This is a genomic window from Pirellulales bacterium (assembly GCA_035939775.1).
Classification (GTDB): Bacteria; Planctomycetota; Planctomycetia; order Pirellulales; family DATAWG01; genus DASZFO01.
On the sequence record DASZFO010000139.1, the window covers coordinates 1 to 25,660 of the forward strand.

Below are 25,660 nucleotides of genomic sequence, written 5' to 3' on the forward strand. Positions count from 1 at the left end.
GCCGTGGCGATGTCGTCCGGTCGTCATACGCGCCCAGCGTCGAGAGCCAAGACGGCTATTCCAACGCGCCGACGACGAGACCGCGGCGTCAACCAGGATTTGTCGACAACGTCGCCCGCCAAATCAGTCCGCCCGAGAGAACCGACTCCTACTACGGCAATCGCCCCCAGCACGCTCGGGTGGCAATGGCTGATCAGAATGGCGCGCCCCATCCGGCCAATGCTCAGCCGCAGATGGATTCGGTAATGCACGGTGGCGAAGAGTTGCCGCCGGGGGCACAGCCGATGCACATGGGCAACGGCGATATGGGTTCACCGGAAGGTGAGTGGAGCGACTCGGATGGTCCGCCGTCAGGCAGTTGCTCCAGTTGCGGAAGTTGCTCGAGTTGCGGCAGTTGCGGCTCATGCGGCTGCCGGCCACTGTGCAGCCTGTTCTGCTGCGGCTGCTGGGATGAATGGCTGCAAGATTTTAGCGCATTCGGCGGCGTGCAGGGTTTCAAGGGACCTGTCGATCAGGGTCTGAACGGCGATTTCGGTTTCCACGAAGGAATCAACTGGGGATCGCCGCTGTGGGACGCGATGGGCATTGGCGCCCAGATCGGCGTCAATGTCGAGCAGAGCGATCTGTCGCGAACGAACGCTTCGGACTTACACCGCAATCAATACTTCTTCACCGCCGGCCTGTTCCATCGTCCCGATTGTGCGTGGGGTTGGCAGGGAGGCTTGGTCTTCGATTATCTCAACGATAGCTTCGTCGACGACTTCACGATCAGCCAGATTCGCGGCGATTTAGGCTACGTGTTCAATTGCCACGAGGTCGGCTTTTGGTTCACGAAAGGAGTCCACGATACGAAGTTCACGACCATTGCCACGACGGACACTGAAATCACGACGAGCACGACCACTTATAAGCCGATCGACCTGTACGCCATCTACTACGGCCACCGCTTCTGCAACGGCGGCGAAGGGCGGATCTGGGGCGGCTTCACCGGCGGCACCGGCGGATTGGTCGGGGCGGACTTCTCGATTCCGATCAGCGACAAGCTGTCGATCGACAGCGGCTTCAACTACGCGATCCCGCATACGGTCGGCAGCAACCAAGTTCCGCCCGAAAGCTGGAATATCTCGATCAGTCTGGTTTGGCATCCTGGCTGCCGAGCGCGCGAAGCCTATTGCAGCCCCTATCGGCCGCTGTTCAACGTAGCCGACAACGGCAGCTTCATGGTCGACCGCCAGTTGCGAAGCACGAGCGTACCTGTTTCGACCGACTAACCCACCGTCTTCCAAGCCGCGGCGTCTTCGCCGTCGAGCCGAAGCGTTAGACATTTGGCGCTTCCGCCGGCTTTGACGAACTCGTCGAGCGGCGTTTCTCGCGGCTCAGAGCCGCGCTCGCGAAGTTGAGCGTGCAGCGCCGGGCAACCGGTGTTGGTCACCACCGTGCGCCCGACGACCACCGCGTTGCACGCGAAACGCCGCGCCTCGCTCTCAACCACTTCGATCAGTTCACCGACGTGCGCGGCTAGAGCGTCGCGGCCGTAACGATCAAACGCTTGCGGATAGTAGATGGCTTGCCCAGGAGCGAGCGGGCAGAAGCACGTGTCCAGATGGTAGTAATACGGATCGACCAACTCCAAAGGAATGACTCGGCAGCCCAGCAGCTCTCCGATCTGCTGATGCCCGCGGGCGGCGCTGCGGATGCGATAGCCGGCAAACAGTGTGTCGCCACAGAACAGCGCGTCCCCCGCTCCTTCAAAGTGCAGATCGTTCGGAACGTGCTCGATCCGAAATCCGGCCGCGCGGAGCCACGCCTCGTCGTGCGGCACTTCTCCTTGCCGCTCGGGATGGCGGAAATGCGCCAGTATGGCCGTGTCGCGGCAGATGAGCGCCGCATTGGCCGTGAAGACCATGTCGGGCAAACCTTCGACAGGCGGCAATAACGAAACATTCGCTCCTGCCAACTGCAGCGCTTGCCGCAATTCCTCCCACTGCCGCCGCGCCGTCGGGTGATCCGATTGCCGCAGCCGGCTCATCCACGGGTTGATCTCGTATTGAATCCCGTAGTAATCCGGCGGGCACATCAGAATCTGCGGTTTCGTGCGGTCGATCATTTCCGTTCCAACTCGCGCAAATCGTCCACAAGCGCCCGCAGGAATGGCTCGACGTCGGTCACCAGCCCGACCGTCTGAAACGACCCTCGATCGTTCAGCTTGATGACCGTCGAAGGATTGATGTCCACGCATGCCACCTTCACCCAAACGGGCAATAGATTCCCGACCGCGATCGAATGCAACGTCGTGGCGATCATCAAGCAAAAAGTTACGTCGCGAATCTTCGCTCGCATCTGGCGCTGCGCCTCGAGGGCGTCGGTGATCACGTCGGGCAGCGGCCCGTCATCGCGAATGCTGCCGGCCAGCAAATAATCCACACCTTGGCGAACGCATTCATACATGATTCCGCTCTTGAGCACCCCTTGCTCGACAGCTTGCCGAATCCCGCCGGCCCGCCGAATGCGATTGATGGCCCGCAGATGATGCTCGTGCCCGGCCTCGGCCAGATCGCCTCGGTCCAGATGCACGCCCAAGCTTGTGCCGAAGAATGATTGCTCGATGTCGTGCGTCGCTAGGGCATTCCCTGCGAACAAGACGCGGAGGTATTTCTTCCGCAGCAACTCGCAAACGTACGGCCCACTGCCCGTGTGAATGATCGCCGGCCCACCGACCAATAGCGACTTGCCCTCTTCGGCGCGGATGCGATACAGCTCTTCCGCGATCTTGCGAATCGCCACTCCCTTCGGCTTTTCGGTCGACACCGGACTGTTCATGAATTCAAACGCCTGTCGTTCGATCGATCGCTCGTGCGGAAAGACCCGCACCCCCGCATGACCGACGACGATCGACATCCCGACGCGCACATCCGTCATCGGAATGCACCGAGCGATAAACTCTTGCCGCGCGCCGCCATCGACCTCCGACCTAGGACCTTCGACCTCCGTTCCTGCCGCCCCATCAACTACAATCCCGCAGTCCATCTCCTGATCGGCGACGGGCGCCCAATGCCCGCCGATCCGGATTTCGGTCCGCTGATTCGTGGTGCTATAGAATCCCTCGGGAAACGCCCCGTCGATATCGGCCGCCTCCAGCATGCAATCGTTCAAGGCGGTCGGCACGGCGCCATGGTCGGCGATTTGCGCGACGATTTCCGAGAGTGTGGATTGGTCCGGCGCCTGAACTTCGACCAGGGCATAGCTCGGATCGCTGCGATCGTGGCCGATGGCGATCCGCTTGATGCGAAACGTCCCCCCACCCGCGGTGATGCAGTCGAGAATCTTCGGCAAGATCAAGCTGTCGATAATATGGCCGCGGATTTCGACCTCTTCCACGTGGCCATCCACGGCAGCTTGATCGGCTTCAGTTTTATGAGTCGTCATGGCAAGGAATTGTACGTCTTGGTCGGGAAATCAGCAAAGGAACAGAGCGAACGGTCTTCGACCCTGAGGCTCAGACCCGTAGTGAGGGAAGGGAGAATGCCATTCCGCAATCCATCTCGTCGTTTCCTCTGTTACCTTCCTGTTCAGGAGTGAAACGACGCCGTGCGCTAGGCAAGTGCGCCGGTCCGCCAGAAATGCTTGCGTCAAGGGACGTGGGAACGGTAGAATCCAACTTGCGTTCGGCGTCCCACCCATCCCAGCGCGAGTGGCCCCGCGGGTCGCTTGGCTCCTTCCGGCGAGAATGCGTCTATGCTCGCGAAGCACCGGCCTTTTGTCGGATTGCTGGCGATCGGGCTTTCAGCGTTGTTGGTCGGCGCTTTGCGTGTTCCGGCTGCATCGTTGCCAAAAGAGAGCGCCGAGACTGGGGACCAGTTCAAGCACGGCAAGTGGCCGTTCTTGCCGCCGACTCGGCCGGCTGTGCCCGACGTTCAAAAAAAGGCCTGGGTGCGGAATCCAATCGATGCGTTTGTCTTGCACAAACTTGAGGCGAAAGGATTGCAGCCTAGCCGCGAGGCCGAAAAGCTCGTGCTGCTGCGGCGGGTGACGTTCGATCTCATCGGACTGCCGCCGACGCCCGAGGAGCAAGCCACCTTCCTGGCGGACGAATCGCCGCGGGCCTATGAAGAGGCCGTCGAGCGGCTGCTCGGTTCGCCGCGCTATGGGGAACGCTGGGCGCAGCATTGGCTCGATTTGGTGCGGTATGCCGAGACCGACGGCTTCAAGGAAGATGCCCACCGGCCGAACGCGCACAAGTATCGCGACTACGTGATCCGCGCATTCAATTGCGATCTGCCGTACGATCGTTTCATTCGCCAACAGCTCGCCGGCGATGAACTGGAGCCGGACAATCCCGAGGCCCTGATCGCGACTGGCTACTGCCGGCTCTATCCGGATGAATACAACGCGGCGGACATCAGGCTTCGGCGGAAGGAGATTCTGGACGATGTGACCGACACGACCGGTCTGGTCGTCCTCGGCCTCACGATGGGCTGCGCCCAGTGCCACAACCACAAATTCGACGACATTTTGCAGACCGACTATTATCGCCTCCAGGCGTTCTTCACGCCGATGCTGCCGCGCGACGACTTGCCCGATGCCACCGTTGCCCAGCGCGAGGAATTCGCGAAGCAGCAGGCCGCCTGGGAAACGGCGACAGCCGGCATCCGTTTACAGATCGAGTCGATCGTGGCGCCCGGCCGCGAAAAGGCGCGCGATCAGGCGCTCATGAAGTTTGACGCCGAAGCGGTCAAGGCAGTCCAGACGCCACCGGCCGAACGGACGGCGATTCAGAAGCAGATCGCTTATCAGGTCGCAAAATACACACGTCCGCTGGAGCAAGCGGCCGCCACGAAACTGGCCGGCGACGAGAAGAAGCGGTACGAAGAATTGCAGGTCGAATTAGCGAAGTTCGATGCAATCAAGCCGCAGCCACTCCCGATGGCGATGGCGATCAGCGATGCGGACGCTCCGCCACCGCCAACTTTTCGCCTGGCCGGCGGCAGCTTGAATCATCCGGCCGAGCAGGTCGAGCCGGGCTTTCCCGAGTTTCTCGGCACGAGCCAAATTGAAATCGCTCCGCCGGCGGGCAATCCCAACAGCACGGGCCGCCGCTCCGCTCTGGCCACTTGGCTGACGCGCAAAGACCATCCACTCACCGCGCGAATCATCGCCAATCGCCTCTGGCAGTATCACTTCGGCCAGGGAATTGTCGCCACGCCCAACGATTTCGGCGCCGCCGGTGAGCCGCCGACGCATCCGGAATTACTCGATTGGCTGGCCGTCGAGCTGATGGATTCGGGCTGGAGCCTCAAGGCGATGCACCGCTTGATGGTCACCTCCGCCACCTACCGTCAATCGGCAATGGTGGAACCGGAGAATGAGTTGCACAAAAAAGCGCGCGGCGTCGATCCGAGCAACAAGCTGCTGTGGCACGCGCGGCGGCAGCGGCTCTCGGGCGAATCGCTTCGTGACGCGATCCTGCAAGTCGGCGGAGATCTCGATTTGCGGATGTATGGCCCCAGCGTGCATCCGGAGTTACCCGACGGCTTGGGCAATTATGCCTGGAAGCCCGATCCGAAATCTGAGGATCGCAATCGTCGGTCGATTTATGTGATCGCCAAACGAAATTTGCGACTCCCGCTGCTCGACGCCTTCGATCTTCCCGACATGCACAATAGCTGCGCCCGCCGCAGTACGACAACGACGGCTCCCCAGGCGCTATTGATGCTCAATAGCGAATTCACGCTCGGCGAGGCGCGGCGTTGGGCTGCGCGATTGATCGCCAGCGTTGCGACCGAAGACAAGACGGTAGCGAAGAATGCGAGCGGCGAGAAACTCGCCGATGATCGGACCTTGATCACCGCGGCATACGCCCAAGCCTATGCGCGCCAGCCGACGGAAGCGGAGTTGACGATTTGCGCGAAGTTCATCGCCGACCAGGTGATGGCGATTGCCCAGCACGGCACTGCCGCGGAAAGAGAAACGCTTCCCGAGCCGTTGCCGAAATCCGAGTCACCGGCACACGCGGCCGCGGTCGTCGATTTTTGCCACGCCTTATTGAACTCGAATGAGTTTTTATACGTCGATTAGCGAGAGCACGATGATTGAACCGCAATTGCACCACGTTCAGGCCACGTCGCGGCGCGATTTTCTCGCCCGGGCCGGGGCCGGCTTCGGCGCGGTGGCGCTGGCATCGCTATTAGCTCGCGATCAGGCTGCTGCCGCGACTGGCCGCATCGGTAATCCGATCGCGCCCAAGCCGCCGCTATTCCCCGCCCGGGCCAAGAACGTCATCTGGTGCTTCATCGACGGCGGGCCCAGCCATATCGACCTGTTCGATCCCAAGCCGGCGCTGGCCAGGCTCTCGGGCAAGGCGCTGCCCGATAGCTTTGTGCGGCCGCGCACCGCGATGGGCAAAACGGCTTACACGCCGCTGTTGGCATCCCAGCGCAAATTCGCCCAGCATGGCGAATCGGGCATTTGGGTCAGCGATTGGTATCCCGAGATCGCCACCTGCGCGGACGATCTGGCCGTCATCCGCAGTTGCCAGGCCGATGGGCTGAATCACGTGGGCGGCATCTGTCAGATGAACACGGGCAGCATCCTCGGTGGCCGGCCCTCGCTCGGGGCCTGGTCGCTCTACGGCTTGGGAAGCGAATGCGACAATCTGCCCGGCTTCGTCGTGATGGAGGACTACGCGGAAGACCCGCCCGGCGGTAATCGCAATTGGTCCACCGGTTTCATGCCGGCGTCATACCAGGGGACCAAATTCCGCGACGGCAAAGCGCCGATTTTGCACGTCGCCCCGCCGGATTCATCCGGCTCCGAGCGTCAGCGGGCGAAGATCGACTTCATTCAGCAATTAAATGCGCAGCACCGCGCGGGCCGCGCCGACGATAGCGACCTCGAAGCCCGGATCGCGGCCTATGAACTGGCGTATCGCATGCAGTCGGCCGCGCCCGAAGCCGTCGATCTATCGAGCGAATCGGCCGAGACGCACCAGCTTTACGGGCTGGACAAGAAGGAAACGAGCCGCAACGGCCGCAATTGCCTGCTCGCCCGCCGGCTTGTCGAGCGGGGCGTGCGATTCGTGCAGCTCTACATGGGCTCCGGCAGCAAGTGGGACGCCCATTCGAATGTCGAAGGGAATCATTCGCTGCATTGCCGCGAGACCGATCGCCCGATCGCCGGCTTGCTCAAGGACCTGAAGCGCCGCGGAATGCTCGATAGCACGCTCGTAATCTGGGGAGGCGAATTCGGCCGAACGCCGATGAGCGAAAGCGGCAACGGCCGCGACCATAATCCCTATGGCTTTACGATCTGGATGGCCGGCGGCGGCGTCCGCGGCGGAATGACTCACGGGGCGACCGACGAAATCGGTCTGTATGCCATTGAGAACAAGGCCCACGTCCACGACATCCACGCCACGATCCTCTATCTCTTCGGCCTCGACCACGAATCGCTTACTTTCCCGCACAACGGCCGAGACGAACGCTTGACCATCACCTCCGGTGAAGTGATCAAGGCGATTCTGGCGTAGGCGGCTGGCCTCGTTAGGCGATTTGCTCGAGCAATCGCGGATCAACCTTTGCCTTGACGGTTCGCCGGTCGAGCTTCAAACGGCGGGCCGTCGCCTCGTAGCTGCCGGTTTGTGCGTAGACGAGCGTACAATAACGGCGCAATAGCTCGTCCACGGTCAGGTTGCCCTGAAGCACGTCGGCGGCAAGCGATTGGTTCGGACCGACGCCGGTCGATTGGCTCCGCGCGCGAGGTGGATGATATTGCTTGCGGATCAGGACGTTGCGCACGCACTGCTCGAGTTCGCGAATGTTGCCGGGCCAGGCGTAGTTCATCCCCAAATGCTCGGCGATCCAATTCTCCACCTCGCTCGAGACGTCCGGCGCGTCCTCGCCAACCGTTCGCCGGACCAAATGTAAAATCAGTTGCCGCAGCTCGTCCGGATCATCGGCCAGCCGCTGGGCGAGCGACGGGAGCACGATGATGTCGGAACAGAGGCGGTAGTACAAGTCTTCTCGGAAGCGGCCGTTGCGGATCTGCTCCGAGAGGTCTTGATTGGCGGCCGCGAGGATTTTTCCCTGGAATTGCCGGGTTTCCGTCTCACCCAGGCGACTGAACGTGCGGCTTTGCAGGACTCGCAATAGCTTCACTTGAATCGCCGGATCCAGATCGCCGATCTCATCAAGGAACACAGTTCCCAATGGAGGGCACACCTCGAGCCAGCCGGCGCGATCCGCCACCGCTCCCGTGAACGAGCCCCGCTTGTGCCCGAACAATTCCGATTCGATCAGCGTGGGGCTCAGCGCCGAAAGATGGAGCGAAAAGAACGACTCGGCGGAATCGCCGGCAAACGTGCGAGCTTGCGGGTCGAACGCGATATAGCGCGACAGCCCGATCGCTCGGGCGACCAATTCCTTGCCGGTGCCGGAGGGCCCCGTGATGAGCGTCGTGTAGTCGGCCATCCGCTTGTAGAGCATGCGGCGATAGCGGCGCATGTCGTGCGTGAAGATGGATTGCCAGACGGCCGCGCGCAGCTCGACAGCCGAATGCGAGACGCCGATGATGTAATTAAAGATGTTCTGGAACCCGTTGCGAAGTTGAAAGAAGCAGGCGAACATGTGCGGCATTTGGTCCCACAGCGGCAGCTTCCGCGTGCCGATTACCAGATACGGCGCCGCGCTCTCGAGCAGCGCTTCGTAGAGCACGGCCGCCTTGGGAAGGGCCGCGGAAGGTTGGATTTCGCCGAATCCGTGGCGATCGAATAGCAGCAATACGAGCAGATCTTCGTACAGGGCCAACTCTTCGTCCGCCGGAGCCGAGCCGCCACTTGCCGCCAGCCGATCGCGGGCTCGCTCAAGCACTTGTTCCGTCTTGTCGATCAGGACAAGAACGTTGGGCGGCCGCCGGCTAATCCCCCCTTGAAGGTTCCAATCAGCGTTCCGCTCGTCGAATTCTTCTTGTAGGGCGGCCCGCTCGTGCTCGATCCGCTCTGGCAGAAACGGATTACAATACACGAGTCTGGAAACGGCCTCGGCGAAACGGCGCTCCGGGGGCGTGAACAGATGCATCTGGTTCCTCCTGAGAATGGGCGACGGCAACTTGCGATACACCCAGTGTACACGCAATGCCTGTCGCCGGACATTCTCTGCCGGGGAGGAGCGATCGAGATGCAATATACAATCCTCTAACCGCCTCTAGTGCTTGGATATGGTCCACACGTCGAGCGAGTTGGTGTCGTCTTCGACGGCGGCGAAGCGGAGCTGCCCGTCGTCGCTCGAGATCGCGATGCCGAACGCCGCGTCGGGGTTCGTATCGAGCGAGATTTGAGCGACGAACTTGCCCTTCGACGTGTATTCGACGATTTCGCTGGGCTGGGCTGGATCGGCGTTGACCGCGTCGCCGTTGGCCACTAGCAGATCGCCGTTCGGCGCGAGCGCCAACCCCAACGGACCATGCAAGTGCGTGGTGTCGTTGATGAACACCGTACCGGTTCCCTGATCCTGCTTGGTCGTCCCGGCATGATGGATCGCGAAGACCTCGTTGTCCGCGGTTGACGCGACGAACAGCGTGTCGGTCTTGGCGTCGTAAGCCAATCCGGTCGGCCCCAGCAACAGCGCCGCCGGATCGGTGCGGTGCGTGTAGCCGGAGGCGATCTGCACGGCGCTCTCGACGACGATGTCGTTGCCATGGGCCGGAACGCTCAAATCGAGCCGTTCGACGGCGCCGCTGAGCACGTTCGCGACGAACACTTGAGCGCGGCTCCCTTCGTCATGAATCGTCAGATCCCAAGGTCCATCGAGGATCGCGGCATTGCTGAAAGTGGCCACCTGCAGACCGTTCTTGTCGAGAATGGTGAGCGAGCCTTGCTGCGCCGTGGCGCCGGTGCCGTCGGTTGTCGGCACGCTCCCAACGATCACGAACCCTCGCTTGAGTACGCCGAGCGCGGTCGTCAGCCCAAGGCCGGTCGGACCTTGGAAAAAGAGCGACTGTTTACCGCTCGGCGACACATCGATAATCGTGGTGCCGGTCCCCTGCACATTGCCGCTGTTATTGAAATTCGACACGAGAATGTCGTCCGCGTGGATTCGCCCGCCGCTGGGGAACTGATCCGGCACGAACGCCACGCCGTACGGGTTTAGATCGCCATTGGCCGGAATGGTCGAGACGGTCAAAGTCGGCGTGGCAGTGAGATTGGGGATGACTGGTTGTTGCGTGACGTTAGCATGGCTAACCATCGCGTGGGCGCGGGCGGTCGAAAACAGCGCAGTAAGGCCGGTTTGCAACAAACCCTTGTGATTCGTTGAAGCCGAAAGCAGTAACCGCCCTTCGAGAGCCTCCAGATGAAGTTGACGGGAAAACCGTTTTTTGGCGCGTTTCATGGTATTTCGCCCCCGTGAAAAAGAGACATCGGTGCCGCACGCGCCGTCGGCGGCTCGACCTTGGCGCACATGTCCTACCACGCCTATCAAATCACGTGCCGCCGATGGGCGATGTTCGAACTTAAGGAGTTCCTTCGGGTTTGAGCGGTGAGGCCGTCACCGATCGAGCCGTGCGACGTACATTGGTTGTACAGCTACCCTGCAGAATCTGGTGGACGTTCGGCGGCCCGTTCAAATCACCCGGCGTAGATGGTCCGCCCGCCATCGACCGGCAGGCAGACGCCGGTAATGAAGTCGTTGTCGATAAATGAGAGCACCGCCTGGGCGATGTTGTTCGGCGAGCCTTCGCGCTTCACGAGCGTGGCGTTGATCGCCTCTTGCCGATCGGCCTCCGGCAAATCGGGTGGCAGCATCACCGGGCCGGGCATGATGCAATTGACCCGCACCCGCGGATTCCGCTCGGCCAATTCAACCGCCAGTGAGCGGGTCATCGTCGTAATCGCACCCTTCGAGGGAAAATAGGCCGCGTAATTCAAATACGGCCGGACCTCGGCCCAATCGCCGAGCGTGACGATCAATCCACCCTCGGGCTGCCGCGCCATCGCCAACCCAGCATGTTGGCAGCAGAGAAAGGTGCCGAGCGTATTCGTCTCGAAGTGCATCCGCACATCGGCGGCGGTGATCTCTTCCAGCCGTTTGCTCTTCCAAACGGCCGCGCAGTTCACCAGCACGTCGAGCCGGCCGAAATGGGCGAGCGCCCGCTCGATCATCTCGCGGACCGCTTTCTCGTCGGTCAGATCGGCCTGCAATCCGACCGCTTCGACATTCCGCTTGCGAAGCTCGGCCACGGTCTCCTCGGCTTCCGCAGCCGAACTGCGGTAATGAATTGCCAAGTCGTACCCGCGGCCGGCCAACGCATCCGCGACATGCCATCCAACCCGCCGCTTGGCGCTCCCCGTCACCAAAGCCACTTGTTTTTGAGCCATTGTTGCACCATCCGTCCATAATTATGCGCCGCGTGCGGACATGACACTGCTCGAAGGGCTTGCGGCGCATTTGAGACCGGAGTTTAAGTGAAGACGTGATTATACGCATATTGCGGTGGCGAGCGGAACCAGCGGGCTTGTGGTCCGTTACGGATGAGTTGATCGGTTCGCCGCGGGCGCTTCGTGACCTTAGCGCGAGCACGAGCGCAAGTCATTCGATGCGATCGGCACGACAAAGTGAGTAAGATTTCCGTGTTTGCCCGTGTTTTTTTGACCTATGTTTTAGACGACCTGCGTCCAGCGGCATCGCGATCCATTCGGGCTGACTAATCGGTTTTCGCGGAGCAACCCTCAGATGTCTCGGTTTCGAGTCGCACTGATCGTTGCCGCCTGGTGCGCCTGTGTCACGATCGGCCTCACGGCGATGCTCGACTATGAAATGACGCCGGCGCCGATCGCGATTCCAAGCGGCCAATGGCCCGCGACATCGAAACTGGCCCACGATCCTCGCCGTCCGACGTTGCTCATGTTTGTTCATCCCCACTGTCCATGCTCGCGCGCAAGTTTATCGGAAATGAACATTCTGGCGTCGCAGTGTGGGGATCGAGTTGCAGTCCAGATCGTCTTTGTCAGGCCAGCAGGGTTTGACGACGGCTGGGAACAGACGGACCTCTTTGCCACGGCGCAGCGGATCCGCGGTGCGCGCGTTCTTTGCGATCGAGACGGACTCGAGGCCACGCGGTTCGGAGCTACGGCCTCGGGCGAGACCTTGTTGTTCAGCCGGGAGGGCCGGCTCATGTTTCAAGGCGGGATCACTCCTTCCCGCGGCCACGAGGGGGATAACGCCGGCCGAGCCACCGTGACCGCGTTGATCGAGTCGGGCAAGGCCGACTCGAATCGCTCGCCCGTATTTGGTTGCGCGCTCTCAAATCGGTGCCGCCCAGAGGAGCAGTCGCAAGCGCTATGCAGACCTTGAATCAGACCGCGATCGAGGGAATCGACGAGCCCCGCGCGCAAGAACTTTTCGACGCGCAGTGGCGCAGCAACGCGCGGCGAACCGACCGGATGTTCGCGGTGTTGATGGTTCTGCAATGGCTGGGCGCCATCATTGTCTCCCTGGCGCTGTCGCCGAAATCATGGAATGGGTCCGAGAGCCATATCCACCCGCACGTCTGGCTTTCTCTGTTTTTCGGCGGCGCCTTGACTAGCTTGCCGGTGTATCTGGCTTGGAGATTTCCGGGCCGCACGCTGACCCGGCACGTGATCGCCGTCGCTCAGATTATGTTTTCGTCGCTGCTGATCCATGTGAGCGGGGGACGAATTGAGACGCACTTCCACGTTTTCGGCTCGCTCGCTTTCCTGGCGTTCTATCGCGACTGGACCGTTCTGATCCCGGCCACGGTCGCCGTGGCGGTGGACCATTTCGTTCGTGGAGCGTTCTGGCCCCAAACCGTGTTCGGGATTACATCGCCCGATCCCTGGCGGTGGATCGAACATGCCGGGTGGGTTGTCTTCGAGGACGTGTTTCTGATCATTTCCTGCCGCCACGGCGTGCGCGAGATGTGGTCCGGCGCGAACCGCACTGCGGAGTTGGAGCGAATCAACCGGGACATGTGCCAGCAGACGCTGGAACTTGAGACGGCCAAGGAAGCGGCCGAAGGGGCTAATCGAGCCAAGAGCGCCTTCCTGGCGAACATGAGCCATGAAATCCGCACTCCGCTCAATGGCATCCTGGGGTTCACCGAGCTGCTGCGCCGCGGCGTCAGTTCGGAGGAGCAGCGGGCTGCCTATTTCAATACGATTCATTCGAGTGGACGGCATCTGCTGGCATTGATCAGCGACATCCTCGACATCTCGAAGATCGAAGCCGGCCGCATCGAGTTCGAGCGAATTCGCTGCTCGCCACATCAGATCCTTTCCGAAGCCGTGTCATTGCTTCGCGTCGCGGCGCAGGAAAAACTTCTCAGTTTGGAATGCCGTTGGACCAGCGGAGTTCCCGAGACGATTTTGACCGATCCGGCCCGCTTCAGGCAATTGTTAATGAACCTGGTCGGAAACGCGATCAGGTTCACCGAGCGCGGCGGAGTCGAGGTCCTGCTGGCGACGACGGCGGGCCCGGCCGAGCCCCGTCTTGCGGTCGAGGTGCACGACACGGGAATTGGGATTCCGCCCGATCGACTACAAAGGATTTTCCTGCCTTTCGAGCAGGCCGACAGCTCCATCACGCGCCGCTTTGGCGGCACGGGTTTGGGATTGCCGATCAGCCGACATATCGCGGCGGGCCTCGGCGGCGAACTCACGGTCGAGAGCGAGTATGGGCGCGGAAGTGTGTTTCGAGTCACGCTGGCGACCGGTCCGCTCGAAGGTGTTCGCATATTGGATGCGCCTCCCTCCGAGGCCTTCGTGACGACGTCCAAGCACCATCGAAAACCAGAGCCGATCATTGCCGATGCGCGCGTGCTTCTCGTTGAGGACGGCGAAACCAATCGCGAGCTGATCCGCGTCTTGCTCGAGGAAGCGGGGATCCAAGTCGATTGCGCGGAGAATGGGCAACTCGGGCTCGAGGCCGCCGGCCGCGAGCCGTTCGATCTGATCCTGATGGACATGCAGATGCCGGTAATGGACGGTTATACGGCGACCCGGTTGCTCCGAGAGCGCGGATGCCGGCTGCCGATCATCGCACTTACGGCCCATGCCATGCGGGGCGATGAGGAAAAATGCATCGCCGCCGGCTGCAGCGGTTATCTGACCAAGCCGATTCATATCGATGAGCTTTTGGACGCCGTCGCCCGCGCTCTCACCCAAACCGCCGACGATCAGGGAACCCAGCCTTCCGAAACGGATGAATCCGTCGGCCAACGCCAATCGTTCGATACGCCGGCGCAAATCGCGACCGCGTTGCCGATGGACCGCCCGCAACTTCGGAAAATCGTTGAAGGTTTTGTGCCGCGATTGCACGAACGACTTGAAGACATGCAGACGGCGCTCAGCGAGGGGGACTTCGACCGGTTGGAGCAACTTGCCCATTGGCTGAAGGGAACTGGAGGAAGCGTCGGCTTTGACTGCTTCACCGATCCCGCGACCCGCTTGGAGCAGCTTGCCAAGGAGCGTCAACTGGAAGAGACTGCGGAAGTGATTCTCGAACTCGGCACTCTTGCCGACCGTATCGTCTTGAGGGCCTAGAAAATGCCAAATTCGTCCAACACTCACCTATCACCGGACGGTTGTGCACTGGCGATCGCCCAATCGTCGATCGACGCCAACCTTGCCGGCGACAACGGCGTCGCAACGGGAGATGCTTTGCCCGCTGGCGCGACGATTCTGATGGTCGACGACGAAAAGCTGAATAGCTACGTTGTCGCCCAATATCTGAAAGCCGCTGGCTACCGCGCACTCGTCCAAACGACGGATCCGCTCGAAACCTTGTCCTTGGCAGCGCGCCTTCGTCCGGATGCGATCCTGTTGGACATCGAAATGCCCCGAATGAATGGGCTCGAAGTCCTCCGGCGGATCGGCGCCGATCCGACCCTCGCGACAATACCCGTGGTCATCATCTCCGCGGCGGACGACGAGGACGTTGAAGCGCAAGCCCGCAAACTAGGTGCGAGCGGTTTCCTGCACAAGCCGATCCTCAAGGACGATTTGCTTGCCCTCTTGCAGAGCATCTTGGCACGGCCGAACTGAATCGGACAGCCGCCGCGCGACGTTCATTTCACGGGCAGGCAGCGCACCAAGGACATCAGCGCGAATGCCGTGCCGTATTGTTGATGATAATTGTAAAGCGGATAGTCCCACCACGAGCCATCTTTTTCCTGCAAGTCAAGGAGCCGGTAAGCAAGTTGCTGCTGTTGCGGCGGCCGCTGATCGGCGGGGAGCAACTCGATGGCCAGGGCAGCGTAGTAGTGCCCGAAGTAATAGAAATAGCCCGCCACGGCGAAAAAGGATTCGTGCGGGATCGGCCTCTTCCGGCCGATGTCGAGCCAGATGTTGCGGTCGAATAGCCGATCGAGACACGTCGCCAGGATTTCGTCGGTTATGCGCCGATCGTCCCACAGCCGCAATGCGACATTGCACGACTGCGTGCGGCCGAGGCTGCTTCCAGGCAAATTGATCGGAGCCGCTGGAGCGTACCACATATATTCGCCGTACAGGTACGACAAGTCGGGCTTTTGTTGGCGATGGATCGAGGCGATTGCCCGATCTACCACCTTGCGCGGCACCTCCACGCCGATCTGTTGGGCTTTCTTGAGCGCGACGAGCACGGCGGCGCTCATGAAGCTGGCCGTGTCGGCGGCGGGCTGCTGGGTCTGGAATTCGAAGTCGTAGTATCCCCAGCCGCCATTAACCGCCTCGTAACGGTGCAGCAAGTCGATCTGCTGGACGATCAGATCGCGAATCCGCTTTTGCCGGTCGTGGTCGTCGGGCTTGGCCTCGCACATCTTTGCCAGCGCTTGAATTCCGTAACAATGCCCCCAGATGTTGTAAAGCACGTCGGGCGAGGAGCGCCGCAGGCTCCCTAAGTGATCGAGCAGCCATGTTTCGCCGCGATCTATGGCGGACGACGTTTCCGCGGCATGATCGCCCGTTTCCAAGAGCGCCAGTACGCACAGCGCCGTGACGGCGGCCCGGTAGCCTTGATGCGCATCCCCCGGCGCGTAAATGTTCAGATCCTTGGTTCGCCCAGCAGTGCCCCAAGATCCGTCGCGGTTCTGGTCTTGCACGAGAAACGCGATCCCGCGATGCAGGGCGGCTTCGATCGCAGCGGGTTCCGTGGCCGGGAAGGGCCGCGGCTTGGCGGCACTGACGTGCAGCGGGCGCACGGGCTCCTCGGCCAACGCCGGCGGCGGCGGCGCTGCGACCGCGGCGCACAACAGCGCGAGGGCGGCAAGGCGCCCGGAACTCGACGCGTTTCGCGGATCGACCATGCGCCGCCTCGCTACATTCCCTTGGGACGCTGCAACAGAATTGTTTCCCCTTCTTTCAAACCGCCGGTGATCTCGGTTCGATCGGCGCTGCGCTGCCCGATCTGAACGTCGCGTCGCTCGGCCTTGCCGTCGGACTTTTCGACGAACACGTAGTCGGCTGCCGCTTCATTTGCCTCGTCGTTGAAGATCGCCTTCGAGGGGATCGCGATCGCGTCCGACTTGTTGAGCGAAATGAATTTCGCGCTGCACGTCATTCCCGGCACTGGACGGCGGTCGAGCTTGGCCAGACGGTCCGCATCGAGCGTCAAATGCGCGCAGAACTTGCCCGATGGATCGGGGTAGGTCGACAGCTCGGCGACGGTCGTGGGAATGCGCTCGTCGAGAAAACTGGTCGGCGTGACGCGGCCCTTCATGCCGGAATGGACCAAGTGCAGCTCTCCTTCCGGTACGACGGCGCATACTTCGAGTGCCGCGGGATCGACGATTGTCAACAGGACTTCATTGGGCTGAATGTTTCCGCCGCGCTGCAGCTTGGCGGCAAGGTTCGACCCGTTGCTCCACTGCCCGAGCTTGCTCGCGCCATAGTAGACGACGCCGGTGCGCGGTGCGCGGATCGTCAGCGCCTCGAGATCGTGTTGCAGCTTTTCGAGTTTCTCGGCGTTACGGTCCCGTTCCGTCCGGAGTTTTTCGAGTTCCAGGCGGGCTTTCGTGGCGCCGACCGGCGCGGCAAGCTGCTGCTTATCCAAGGCCAGCGCGGCACGGCTGGCCGCGTCCCGGAGCCGTTCCTCCTCGCGCGGGATGCTGGTGCCCAAAGTTTGATGATGGTTCGCCTCGGTCCGCTCGAGATTGAATCGTGCCGATTCGACCGCGTTCCGCTGTCGCTTGAGAATGATTTCCTCGGTCTCTTCGCGAAGGTCGTCCGCACGATACATTTTTTCGAGTTGCTTGAGTTCTTCGAGCGCATAATCCAGGAAATACTTGCTATTCTTGAGGCCGAAATCGGACGTGCGGATTTGCATCTCGCGATCTTTCTCCAGGAAATACTTGAGGTCCTCGTCGGCGGCCTGCTTGCCGCGTTGCGCTCCTTGCAAGTCGATGGGAGCGGTCTTCTCGAGCAAGCTCAAATCGGATTCGAGTTGCCGCAGCGAAATATCGCTGATCTTGATCCCGGCTTCCAAATCCTTGATCGCCTCTTCCAGTTTCTTGGTCTCGAGCTTGAGCACAACGTCGCCGGCCTTGACGCTTGCCCCCTGCTGCGCCGCCTCGCGGACGATCAGATCACTCCACGAATCCGGACGCAGAATAATCTCCGACTTCTCGTAGGCATCGAAAGTCCCGTCGAGCGTCGCGTCGATCTCGAACGGTCCTTTGGTGACGATAAGCTTGGTCGATTCGGCCGCTGCGGCATGGGCCGATGAAGTCGATTTCTCCTCCTCGGCGCCAGACACATTGACAACGGCAACGGCAATGCAAACCAGGCAACCCACGATTGAAAAGGCGATTCTCATGACGAACTCCTCGGCGGTGCAAAGCAGAGTGAACCGTTCGGCGCGGGACGAACACGATCCCCGCGGCGCGGACCCTCTCGCCTATAGTACAACCGAAAATCCGTCGCCGCAATCATCGGGGAAACTGGGTGGTGATGGCGTTTGGAAAAAGTAAAGGAAAAAACGGGTCAGGCACAACTCAGGATCATAAAGACTGCCAAGACGAAAATCGCAGCGGCAAACGAAAGGACGATGATTTTGCTCTTCCATGAAGGGCACGCGAAAGCGCCCATCAGCGTCCCAACTGACGCGCAGCCAAGAATGAATGGTGCGTGGGGCAGCGTCACTCGCTCTCGCTCTAGGTGCGCGCTTACTTTGGCCCACAACCAAAACGCCACGCAAAATGAAGCTGTCACCCAGAGCAGTTGGCGCATCGAGAATTGAAACGGCTTGCTCATGGCCGCATTATACCAGCGCATGAAAAACCCCGCCGTGGGCGGCAGGGCGATAATCTCGGTGGCTAAGCGGGCACCGATGATTGGCGACCGCGATTAAGTTGGCCATAAAGATTGGCCCACCGACACTCGCCGTTGATGCGATATGAGCAATAGAACACATCACAATCGTAAGACTTGGCGCATCGCTTGGCCTTCAATACGCCATTGAGGACGATGTGCATCGCAGCCTGATATACGGCTTCAATCCCGTCGCTGCCATTGATTTGCTGAATGGTGGGGTCATCCTTTGCGATGTCTAAAAACCGCTGTCGGATCGCTTGCAACGAGTCCAATCGCTCAAAGTGGTTTGGCGTCTCGCCCCTGGATACCGAGATTCGTTCGAGGGCTTCGGCGGGATGGAGGTCGATGAGCAGCACCAGGTCGGGGATCGGGAATTCAGCCCGCATAGCATTGCCGATCTTTACTGGATCGGCACCGCGCGCCCCTTGGTATGCAATAGTCGAATAGAAATAGCGGTCGAGCAGGACGATGTCGCCCCGATCTAGCGCGGGCTTGATCTTTGCGATGTGTTCACGCCGATCTTCGGTGAAAGCGTGCAATTCTTGGTCGAGTGCCATCCGTCCGTGTTGTGCAGATTCACGGATTCTCTGCCCCCATTTGCCGCTGGTCGGCTCTTTCGATGCAACGACCGTCTCGCCGGCTGCGGCCAGCGCAGCGCGCAGCCGTTCAACCTGAGTTGTCTTGCCTGCGCCGTCGATGCCCTCAACGGCAATCAGAATCCCATCCTGGGTCGCTCCCATTCCGCCGATCATAGCTGAACGGGATGGGGCCAGCAACATGTTTAGGCCAACAAATCGTCGAACGTCCAGAGCGTATCGACCACTCCCGCAGCCATCGCTGGCGTGATTCGCATTTTTCCAGGCCGCCAGCAGAAGTTGTAATAGGCGAAGTGCAGGGCGCACGCGGCTTCAAGATTCTCTATTTTCTTGGAGAAGCCAAGAGCCAGCCGGGTGAATCGCCGCATGAACGTTCGCACGGTCAGATTGTGGCGCTCGACGTGCGAGGTGCAGATTGATCGTTCTTCGCTCTCCGTCATCCCAAACACGGCTCGGCGTTTCGTGCCGACTATTTCGCTCGGCGTATAGGGCAGCGTGGCGTTTTTGTAATCCTTGATAATCGTTCCGAACTTCGCATATGGCCCAAACGCCAGATCAACGCTTTCTGGATAGGCCGCGAAGCCGTCGGTTGAGATTTGGGTGACGTACTCGAATCCCGGCCGATGGAATCCGTGAGCATCGCTGGCGTGCGGTACGGGCATTTCGAGCCGCGAGCGCAGGTCAACCATGAACCGCCGTGCGTTGTCGGCAGACCGCTTGCCGAGTAGGAACGTGGGGACCAGCTTGGTTTCTTGGTCGATGCTGTACCAGAGGTAAACGTCGCCGATGTCGGATCGCTCGGCACGCTCTTCGACCGTCAACCGATTCTGTTTCTTGCCCACGAACGTCCACATTTCGTCGGTTTCAAGATGGTGAAGTTTCAGCCCGGTGAACAGCCGATCCATCAAGGCTTGGCAATGCTCGCCAGCCCAGAGAAGCTGACGGAGAACGCCCTTGATGTCCGTGCCCATAAGGCGGGTGACGGAGCGGATCGAATTGCCCTCGACCAGCAGCCGCAGAATCGTGTTTCGTTTTTCGACGTTCATTACGTTGGCCATGATCGGCTCCCATTCATTGGGGCCGGTCGCTAGAATGAAATTGCTGAGCAATCTGGCGACCAGCCGGGTTGTTTGACCCCCGGCCCTGTTAGCGCAGGACCGGGGTTTTCTCTTCATGCAGTTATTGTAGCCACACTGTACCCACAAGTCAATAGGATGAATCCCTCTTGCGGGATTTATTTTCGTGGATACAATGTAGGCATGGTACGACCAAAGAAAGCCAAAGCCGACAGACGGCAAAAATTCCTTCGGATTCGCCTCACGGAAGCCGAGCGCAAGGCATTGGATGCAGCCGCCGAGACTCGAACGCTCGATACGTCCACCTGGGCGCGCGCGGAGCTGCTGCAAATCGCCAAGCGAAAGGCTTAGCGGAGAGAGGGGGAATCGAACCCAATCGGAATTGCCGCTCCCTACGTCCGGGTATAAGCCGGGTGCGCCGCCACGGCGCGGGCCGCTCTCCGTACTACGGATCGGCCATAAGTTCAATTGTTTGAATTGGATGCGCCATATCCAATACAGGACACCGGCTGTCGCCAACGGTTCGCAAAAACCGAAAAATCTTCTTGACGTTCGATATTTGCGAACCTATAATTGGCCATCATGACGATGAACATAGGAGAATCTCCAAGATGTGGATCATCTCGAAGACCGCACTGAGGGAGCATTGGGAGTCGGCCGGCAACGAGGACTCCGAAATGCCGCTACGGGCGTGGTATTCCATCGTGTCGCTAGCGAGTTGGCGAACCTTCGCCGATCTTAAGGACACTTATGGAAACGCGAGCTTGGTTGGCGATTGCGTGGTGTTTAACATAGCCGGCAACAAATATCGACTCGTAACCCGAGTAAGGTTCTTGCAACACAAGGTGTTTATTTTGCAGATTCTAACGCACGGAGAATACGACAAAGACAAATGGAAAACCGACTGCGGGTGTTTTTCGAGTTCCGATGCCGCCGCTCATCGACCTGAGAGCGGGGACGCCACGAGAGCGGACGTGCCTGTGCGCAAAAAGAGAGGATGACGCCTATGCCAGACCAAATGAAGCAAAACGGTGAAGTACGTGATACGTACTTTGAGTTGGTCAATGAATTCCCCCTGGTGTCGATCCGATCCAGTCGGGAATTGAAGGCTGCGCGTAAGATGATTGATTCTCTTCTCGCGCGCGAGCCGCTGAACGAAGGTGAGGAAATCTACCTCGACGCTTTAAGCGATTTGGTTGCAGTCTATGAGGATGAAGAGTTTGAGATTCATCCTCCGTCCGATGCCGGCCTTTTGGCTCACCTACTCGAAGCAAAACAGATCACGCAAAGCGATCTAGCGGAGGCGCTTTGCATTTCTAAATCGACAATTTGCGAGGTGCTATCGGGGAAGCGGGAGCTAACTCGGCAGCAAATCATGTTGATGTCGAACTACTTCAACATCGAACCAGCCGCTTTCTTGCAAAAGAGCAGAAAGTGTGATTGATTCTGCGATCCTGATCGAGCCGCCAGTAAAACAACTGGCGGCTCTTTTTTTGCGCTTTTCTACAACTTTTCCCTTACAATGCCCTGAAACGCCATCACTACCGGAAACTGCGAAACTCTCGGATTTCTAATGTTCGCATTTGTGGACCAAAGCCACCGATAGTAGCTGATCGACCGCATCTACCCCGTCGGCAGATTCTGCGTAGAATGGCGGCGAGGCGATAACTCGCAAGTACCGGTTGACGACAAAATCAGCGAACGGAAGGAAGTCCCATGTCATCACCACCCAGCATCTTTGATCGGCAAGGCCGGTGGGAAGACCGGATGGCGCTGATCGTGGAGACGATGCGCGAGATGAGCGGGCAGACCGATCCGCAGGCGATGGTCCGTGTGTTTGGAAAGCGGGCTCGCGACTTGCTGCCCATCGATCGCAGCGTTTCGATCAGCCGCCGCGGCCTCGACGCGCCGAAATATCGCATCACGCGAAGCAGCACTTGGAAGGACGAGATCAATCCCTGGAAGGAAAAGGACCGCCTGCCGATTCTTGAAGGGGGCCTGCTCGGCGATTTGATCTTTGGGGATGAGCCACGGATCATCGATGATCTAAAGATTCCCGCCGATGATCCGGGCGCCGAGTTCCTCTCCGGCCAGCGCTCGCTGATGGCGATTCCGATGTTCGATCAAGGCGTGGCCATGAATATGACCGTCCTGATGCGCGAAGGTCCGGCCGCCTTTTCTTACGACCAGTTTCCCGAATGGGTTTGGTTCAGCAATCTCTTCGGGCGAGCCACTCACAATTTGGTTCTGTCGGGCCAATTGCGCGAGGCCTACAACGCGGTCGACCAAGAGCTGAAAGTGGTCGGCGACATCCAGCGATCGCTCTTGCCGACCGAGCTGCCGCGGATTCCGACGATGGACGTGGCCGCCTATTACCAAACGTCGCGGCGCGCCGGCGGCGACTATTACGATTTCTTTCCGCTCCCCGGCGGCAAGTGGGGCATTTTCCTCGCCGACGTGAGCGGGCATGGCACTCCGGCGGCCGTGCTGATGGCCATCACGCACTCGATCGCCCACACGCACCCTGGCCCGCCGACCCCGCCCGCCGAGATTCTTACTTACCTCAACCATCATCTGGCCAAGTGGTATACATCTCGGACCGGCACGTTTGTCACGGCATTCTACGGCGTCTACGATCCGGCGAAGCGATCGCTGACCTACGCTTGCGCCGGGCACAATCCGCCCCGTTTGATGCGCTGCCGCGAAAAAACGCTCGCCGTGCTCAACGGCGTGAACGGGCTGCCGCTCGGAGTGAATGCAACGGAGGCGTACGAGAACTGCGTTCAAGACCTGCACCCCGGCGATCATATCGTCTTCTACACTGACGGCATCACCGAAGCCAACAACTCGGCAGGCGAACTCTTCGGCACGCACCGCCTCGACGCGGCCCTCACGGCATGTTCTTCCCAAGCGTCGCTGGTGCTGGATGCGGTGCTCCGGGCACTGAACGAGTTCGCCGCGGGTTATCCGGCCGACGACGACCGGACATTGTTGGTCGCAACGATTTCGTGAGATTGCGTGAAGTGATTGTCGTGCGGCGCTGACCAGTGCAATCAAGGGGTAGCGCTGGCCAGCGGCATTGGTATCCATACATCACGAAAGCTTCGAGCGACTGCGGAGCGACGGCTTATCGCAGGCACGGAGGGCCGATAGGAAATAGCCCGATCGTGAGATCGGGTCTGACGATCGCCTCGAATTGATGTGGAGGTCCGAAGGACCGGCACGGCTACCTCGACCAACTGTGCGTACCGGTCTTCGGACCTTGAAAATCCGAAGTCGCGGTATCTTTTCGCAACCTCGTGACTGGGCGACCAAAACGGTGCGTTTACCCGCGCACGATCCAGCTCATAAGCTCGCGCAGCTTCGGGGATTTGCCCTGTATCAAGAGGCCGATCCGGAAGACGCGCCCTGCGGCGAATACGGCGGCGATGGTGGCCGCGAGGACCAAGACGATCCCTAGAACCGGCTGCCACCAGGGGACCATTGGCGAGGCCGCCATCCGCAATAGCATCAGCATAGGCGTGGCCGGCGGAAACAGAGAGGTCCACACGGCGAAACTGCTCTGCGGTTCTTGGACGATCGTGAACCACACCATCAGCGGCGAAACAATCAATAGCATGACCGGAGTGAGTAGCGACTGCGTTTCCTTGATTTCCGTGCAAGCCGCGCCGATGGCGATGAAGATTGCCCCGTACAACATGCAAGCCAAAATGTCGAAGGCGATGAACCATCCCACGAGCCGCATGGGCAACAAGTCCGCGTAGCCGTAGTGGGCAGCCATGAAGTAGCCGCCGGTCATGTACAGGGCGACGATCGTCAGCGCCACGCCTACGTTGCCGACGAGCTTGCCCATCATGATCTGGAATGGGCTGGCGGAGCCGAGCAAGACTTCGGCAATCCGTTGCTGCTTTTCCTCCAACACGCTGCTGATCATCGGCTGGCCGGCCACCATCACCGACAGGAAGAGCAGCATCATCAAGCCGAACGGGAGAAACAGGCTGAGGCCGCGCTCGCCGCCGTCTCCTTTGTGGATTTGTCCGCTGGCATCGCGGCTGTAAAGCCCAAGTTCCTCGACGTTGACGGGGCTCACGGCGCCGGCGACCACTGCCGGATTGAGCCCTGCATCTTGCAATCGCAGAGCGAAGGCCACTTGATTGACGGCCCGAGTAAGCCATTGCCCAACTTCGTTGTACGCGATGCTTTCCATGAACACGCGGACCGGCGCCGGACGATCTGGACTGTCGAGCTTTGCCTTGCTGCCCTTTGGCGGTGCGTCGGCGCCGGAGGGAGTCGCCTGATTGTTGGCTGCTGACGCCGCCAACATTTTCATGAGCAGTGAATTGGCGGCAGGTTTCAAGGCATCGGCATCGATCTCGACGAACGCGAAGATTTCGTTGCGGTGAATGCGCTCGCTCAATCCCAATCGCGTTGCATCCGTCACAGGGCCGGCGGGGCCTTGCTCGAGCGTGATGGTGGGGCGGGTTGCGCGCCCAGTTTCCTTGTCCACGACCTCGGTTTCGTTTCGGAGCCGCGCCATCGCACTGAGCGGTGCGAACAATCGGTCCGTGCCGTCGAGCACGATCACCTTTTTCTCGCCAATGTCGATCCGCCCTGAAAGATACTTTTGAAGGAAAATACCGCCGAACATGAACACCGGCATGATCACCAGTGAGATGATGAATGCCTTGGTCCGGACGAGCGCCTGGTATTCGCGCCGCGCGATGATCGCGATCTTACGCATGGCCGGCCCCCTGTGCGTCGGCCTCGTGCGGTCGGGCGATACGCAAGAAGATGTCGTGTAGCGACGGCCGGGCCAACTCGAACCGCTCGATCCGAGTGCGCCGCGCCAACTCCGTTAGCACGGCTTGCGAATCGGCACCGGGGGCAATTCGCAATTCCTGGTCTTGGCCATAATCGTTCACCCGCACGACGCCGGGCAAGTTCGCCAGCGCGCCGTTGCCCGCGGCCGTCCGCACGCGGATCGTGTCCTCGCCGTATTGGTCCTGGATCGATTGCAGCGTTCCGTCGAGCACTTTTCGGCCGCGGAAGATCATGAAGATCGTGTCGCACATCCGCTCGGCCACTTCCATATCATGCGTCGAGAACAGCACCGTCGTGCCGCGCCGCTTCAGCTCCAGCACGACGTCCTTGAGCGTTTCCATGTTTACCGGATCGAGCCCGCTGAATGGTTCGTCGAGAATCAGCAGCTTCGGCTCGGCGATGACCGCGGCGATGAACTGGACCTTCTGCGACATGCCCTTCGACAAAGTCTCGACGCGCTTATCGGCCCAATCCGACAATTCCATCCGCGCCAGCCAATCGTCGATGGCCCGGCGGCAATCGCGCCGCCCCTTTAACTCGGCGTGGAATCGCAACACGTCGCGCAGCCGCATCTTCTTGTACAGCCCACGCTCCTCGGGCAAATACCCGATCCGGTCGTCGGCCGCGGCACCCTGTTCGACGCCGAGCACGCGAACGACGCCTTTGTCCGGAAAAAAGATGCGCAAAACGACGCGCAGCGTCGTGGTCTTCCCCGATCCGTTCGGGCCGATGAACCCATAAACGGTCCCCTCGGGCACGATCAGATTGAGGCCGTCCACGGCGACGTGAGTGCCGAAAGTCTTGCTGACGTTCTCCAACTCGACCGCATTCATACTTACCCCTGATCTCCAAGACGCCATCGCGCGGAA

General features: G+C 60.3%; 20 protein-coding genes and 1 tRNA gene. 8 read left to right on the forward strand and 13 right to left on the reverse strand.

Annotation, left to right across the window (positions count from 1 at the left end; all coding sequences use genetic code 11):
- Positions 1-1,271: DUF6666 family protein (locus VGY55_09095; protein ID HEV2970134.1), on the forward strand; the 1,271-nt coding region annotated here is incomplete at its 5' end.
- On the opposite strand, the gene VGY55_09100 is transcribed toward VGY55_09095, so the two are convergent.
- Both VGY55_09100 and VGY55_09105 read right to left on the reverse strand, forming a co-directional pair.
- Positions 1,268-2,107, reverse strand: a complete 840-nt coding sequence (locus tag VGY55_09100; protein HEV2970135.1) for an arginine deiminase-related protein — start codon at positions 2,105-2,107, stop codon at positions 1,268-1,270. The genes VGY55_09095 and VGY55_09100 overlap by 4 nt on opposite strands.
- On the reverse strand, positions 2,104-3,426 hold the full coding sequence (locus VGY55_09105) for a TIGR00300 family protein (protein ID HEV2970136.1): 1,323 nt from the start codon (positions 3,424-3,426) through the stop codon (positions 2,104-2,106). The genes VGY55_09100 and VGY55_09105 overlap by 4 nt, the downstream gene beginning before the upstream one ends.
- Before the next feature lie 309 nt (positions 3,427-3,735).
- Here VGY55_09105 and VGY55_09110 point away from each other — a divergent pair, with 309 nt between their 5' ends.
- Together VGY55_09110 and VGY55_09115 are read left to right on the forward strand one after the other, a co-directional pair.
- Positions 3,736-6,075 (forward strand): DUF1549 and DUF1553 domain-containing protein, encoded by a 2,340-nt coding sequence (locus VGY55_09110; protein ID HEV2970137.1) that lies wholly within the window; start codon positions 3,736-3,738, stop codon positions 6,073-6,075.
- Between the two features lie 10 nt (positions 6,076-6,085).
- Positions 6,086-7,525, forward strand: coding sequence for a DUF1501 domain-containing protein (locus tag VGY55_09115; protein ID HEV2970138.1), 1,440 nt, complete (start codon positions 6,086-6,088; stop codon positions 7,523-7,525).
- A 13-nt stretch (positions 7,526-7,538) separates the two neighbouring features.
- On the opposite strand, the gene VGY55_09120 is transcribed toward VGY55_09115, so the two are convergent.
- From VGY55_09120 to VGY55_09130, 3 genes are all read right to left on the reverse strand, one after another.
- Positions 7,539-9,071 carry a sigma 54-interacting transcriptional regulator gene (locus VGY55_09120; GenBank protein HEV2970139.1) on the reverse strand — a complete coding sequence of 511 codons (1,533 nt, stop codon included), beginning with the start codon at positions 9,069-9,071 and terminating at the stop codon, positions 7,539-7,541.
- A gap of 126 nt (positions 9,072-9,197) precedes the next feature.
- On the reverse strand, positions 9,198-10,382 hold the full coding sequence (locus tag VGY55_09125; GenBank protein HEV2970140.1) for a hypothetical protein: 1,185 nt from the start codon (positions 10,380-10,382) through the stop codon (positions 9,198-9,200).
- Positions 10,383-10,618: 236 nt separating this feature from the next.
- Positions 10,619-11,368 (reverse strand): SDR family oxidoreductase, encoded by a 750-nt coding sequence (locus VGY55_09130; GenBank protein ID HEV2970141.1) that lies wholly within the window; start codon positions 11,366-11,368, stop codon positions 10,619-10,621.
- 355 nt (positions 11,369-11,723) lie between these two features.
- Between VGY55_09130 and VGY55_09135 the strand changes: the two genes are divergently transcribed.
- The 3 genes from VGY55_09135 to VGY55_09145 are packed head-to-tail and all read left to right on the forward strand — an operon-like array spanning position 11,724 to position 15,052.
- The gene (locus VGY55_09135) at positions 11,724-12,344 is read left to right on the forward strand and encodes a hypothetical protein (GenBank protein ID HEV2970142.1); all 621 of its coding nucleotides are present in this window, start codon (positions 11,724-11,726) and stop codon (positions 12,342-12,344) included.
- A complete protein-coding gene (locus VGY55_09140; GenBank protein HEV2970143.1) occupies positions 12,332-14,551 on the forward strand; it encodes a response regulator in 2,220 nt (739 codons plus the stop codon). Before VGY55_09135 ends, VGY55_09140 begins: the two co-directional genes overlap by 13 nt.
- A 3-nt stretch (positions 14,552-14,554) precedes the next feature.
- Complete coding sequence (locus VGY55_09145; protein ID HEV2970144.1) at positions 14,555-15,052, forward strand: response regulator; 498 nt, start codon at positions 14,555-14,557, stop codon at positions 15,050-15,052.
- A 23-nt stretch (positions 15,053-15,075) separates the two neighbouring features.
- Here VGY55_09145 and VGY55_09150 read toward each other — a convergent pair whose 3' ends face one another.
- The 6 genes from VGY55_09150 to VGY55_09175 form a co-directional block, all read right to left on the reverse strand.
- Positions 15,076-16,293, reverse strand: coding sequence for a prenyltransferase/squalene oxidase repeat-containing protein (locus VGY55_09150; protein HEV2970145.1), 1,218 nt, complete (start codon positions 16,291-16,293; stop codon positions 15,076-15,078).
- 11 nt (positions 16,294-16,304) lie between these two features.
- Entirely contained in the window at positions 16,305-17,801 is a 1,497-nt protein-coding gene (locus VGY55_09155) for an HlyD family efflux transporter periplasmic adaptor subunit (GenBank protein HEV2970146.1), read from the reverse strand.
- Between the two features lie 167 nt (positions 17,802-17,968).
- Positions 17,969-18,238, reverse strand: coding sequence for a hypothetical protein (locus VGY55_09160; GenBank protein ID HEV2970147.1), 270 nt, complete (start codon positions 18,236-18,238; stop codon positions 17,969-17,971).
- A gap of 62 nt (positions 18,239-18,300) precedes the next feature.
- The gene (gene tmk, locus VGY55_09165; GenBank protein ID HEV2970148.1) at positions 18,301-19,077 is read right to left on the reverse strand and encodes a dTMP kinase; all 777 of its coding nucleotides are present in this window, start codon (positions 19,075-19,077) and stop codon (positions 18,301-18,303) included.
- Positions 19,078-19,079: 2 nt separating this feature from the next.
- A complete protein-coding gene (locus VGY55_09170; GenBank protein HEV2970149.1) occupies positions 19,080-19,952 on the reverse strand; it encodes a hypothetical protein in 873 nt (290 codons plus the stop codon).
- A gap of 369 nt (positions 19,953-20,321) precedes the next feature.
- Positions 20,322-20,412: transfer RNA gene (locus VGY55_09175), tRNA-Ile, on the reverse strand.
- Between the two features lie 564 nt (positions 20,413-20,976).
- Here VGY55_09175 and VGY55_09180 point away from each other — a divergent pair.
- Complete coding sequence (locus VGY55_09180; protein HEV2970150.1) at positions 20,977-21,414, forward strand: helix-turn-helix domain-containing protein; 438 nt, start codon at positions 20,977-20,979, stop codon at positions 21,412-21,414.
- A 272-nt stretch (positions 21,415-21,686) separates the two neighbouring features.
- Entirely contained in the window at positions 21,687-22,982 is a 1,296-nt protein-coding gene (locus tag VGY55_09185) for a PP2C family protein-serine/threonine phosphatase (GenBank protein ID HEV2970151.1), read from the forward strand.
- Between the two features lie 313 nt (positions 22,983-23,295).
- On the opposite strand, the gene VGY55_09190 is transcribed toward VGY55_09185, so the two are convergent.
- The gene (locus VGY55_09190) at positions 23,296-24,711 is read right to left on the reverse strand and encodes an ABC transporter permease (GenBank protein ID HEV2970152.1); all 1,416 of its coding nucleotides are present in this window, start codon (positions 24,709-24,711) and stop codon (positions 23,296-23,298) included.
- Positions 24,704-25,624 carry an ATP-binding cassette domain-containing protein gene (locus tag VGY55_09195; protein HEV2970153.1) on the reverse strand — a complete coding sequence of 307 codons (921 nt, stop codon included), beginning with the start codon at positions 25,622-25,624 and terminating at the stop codon, positions 24,704-24,706. The genes VGY55_09190 and VGY55_09195 overlap by 8 nt, the downstream gene beginning before the upstream one ends.
- Positions 25,625-25,660: the final 36 nt, after the last annotated feature.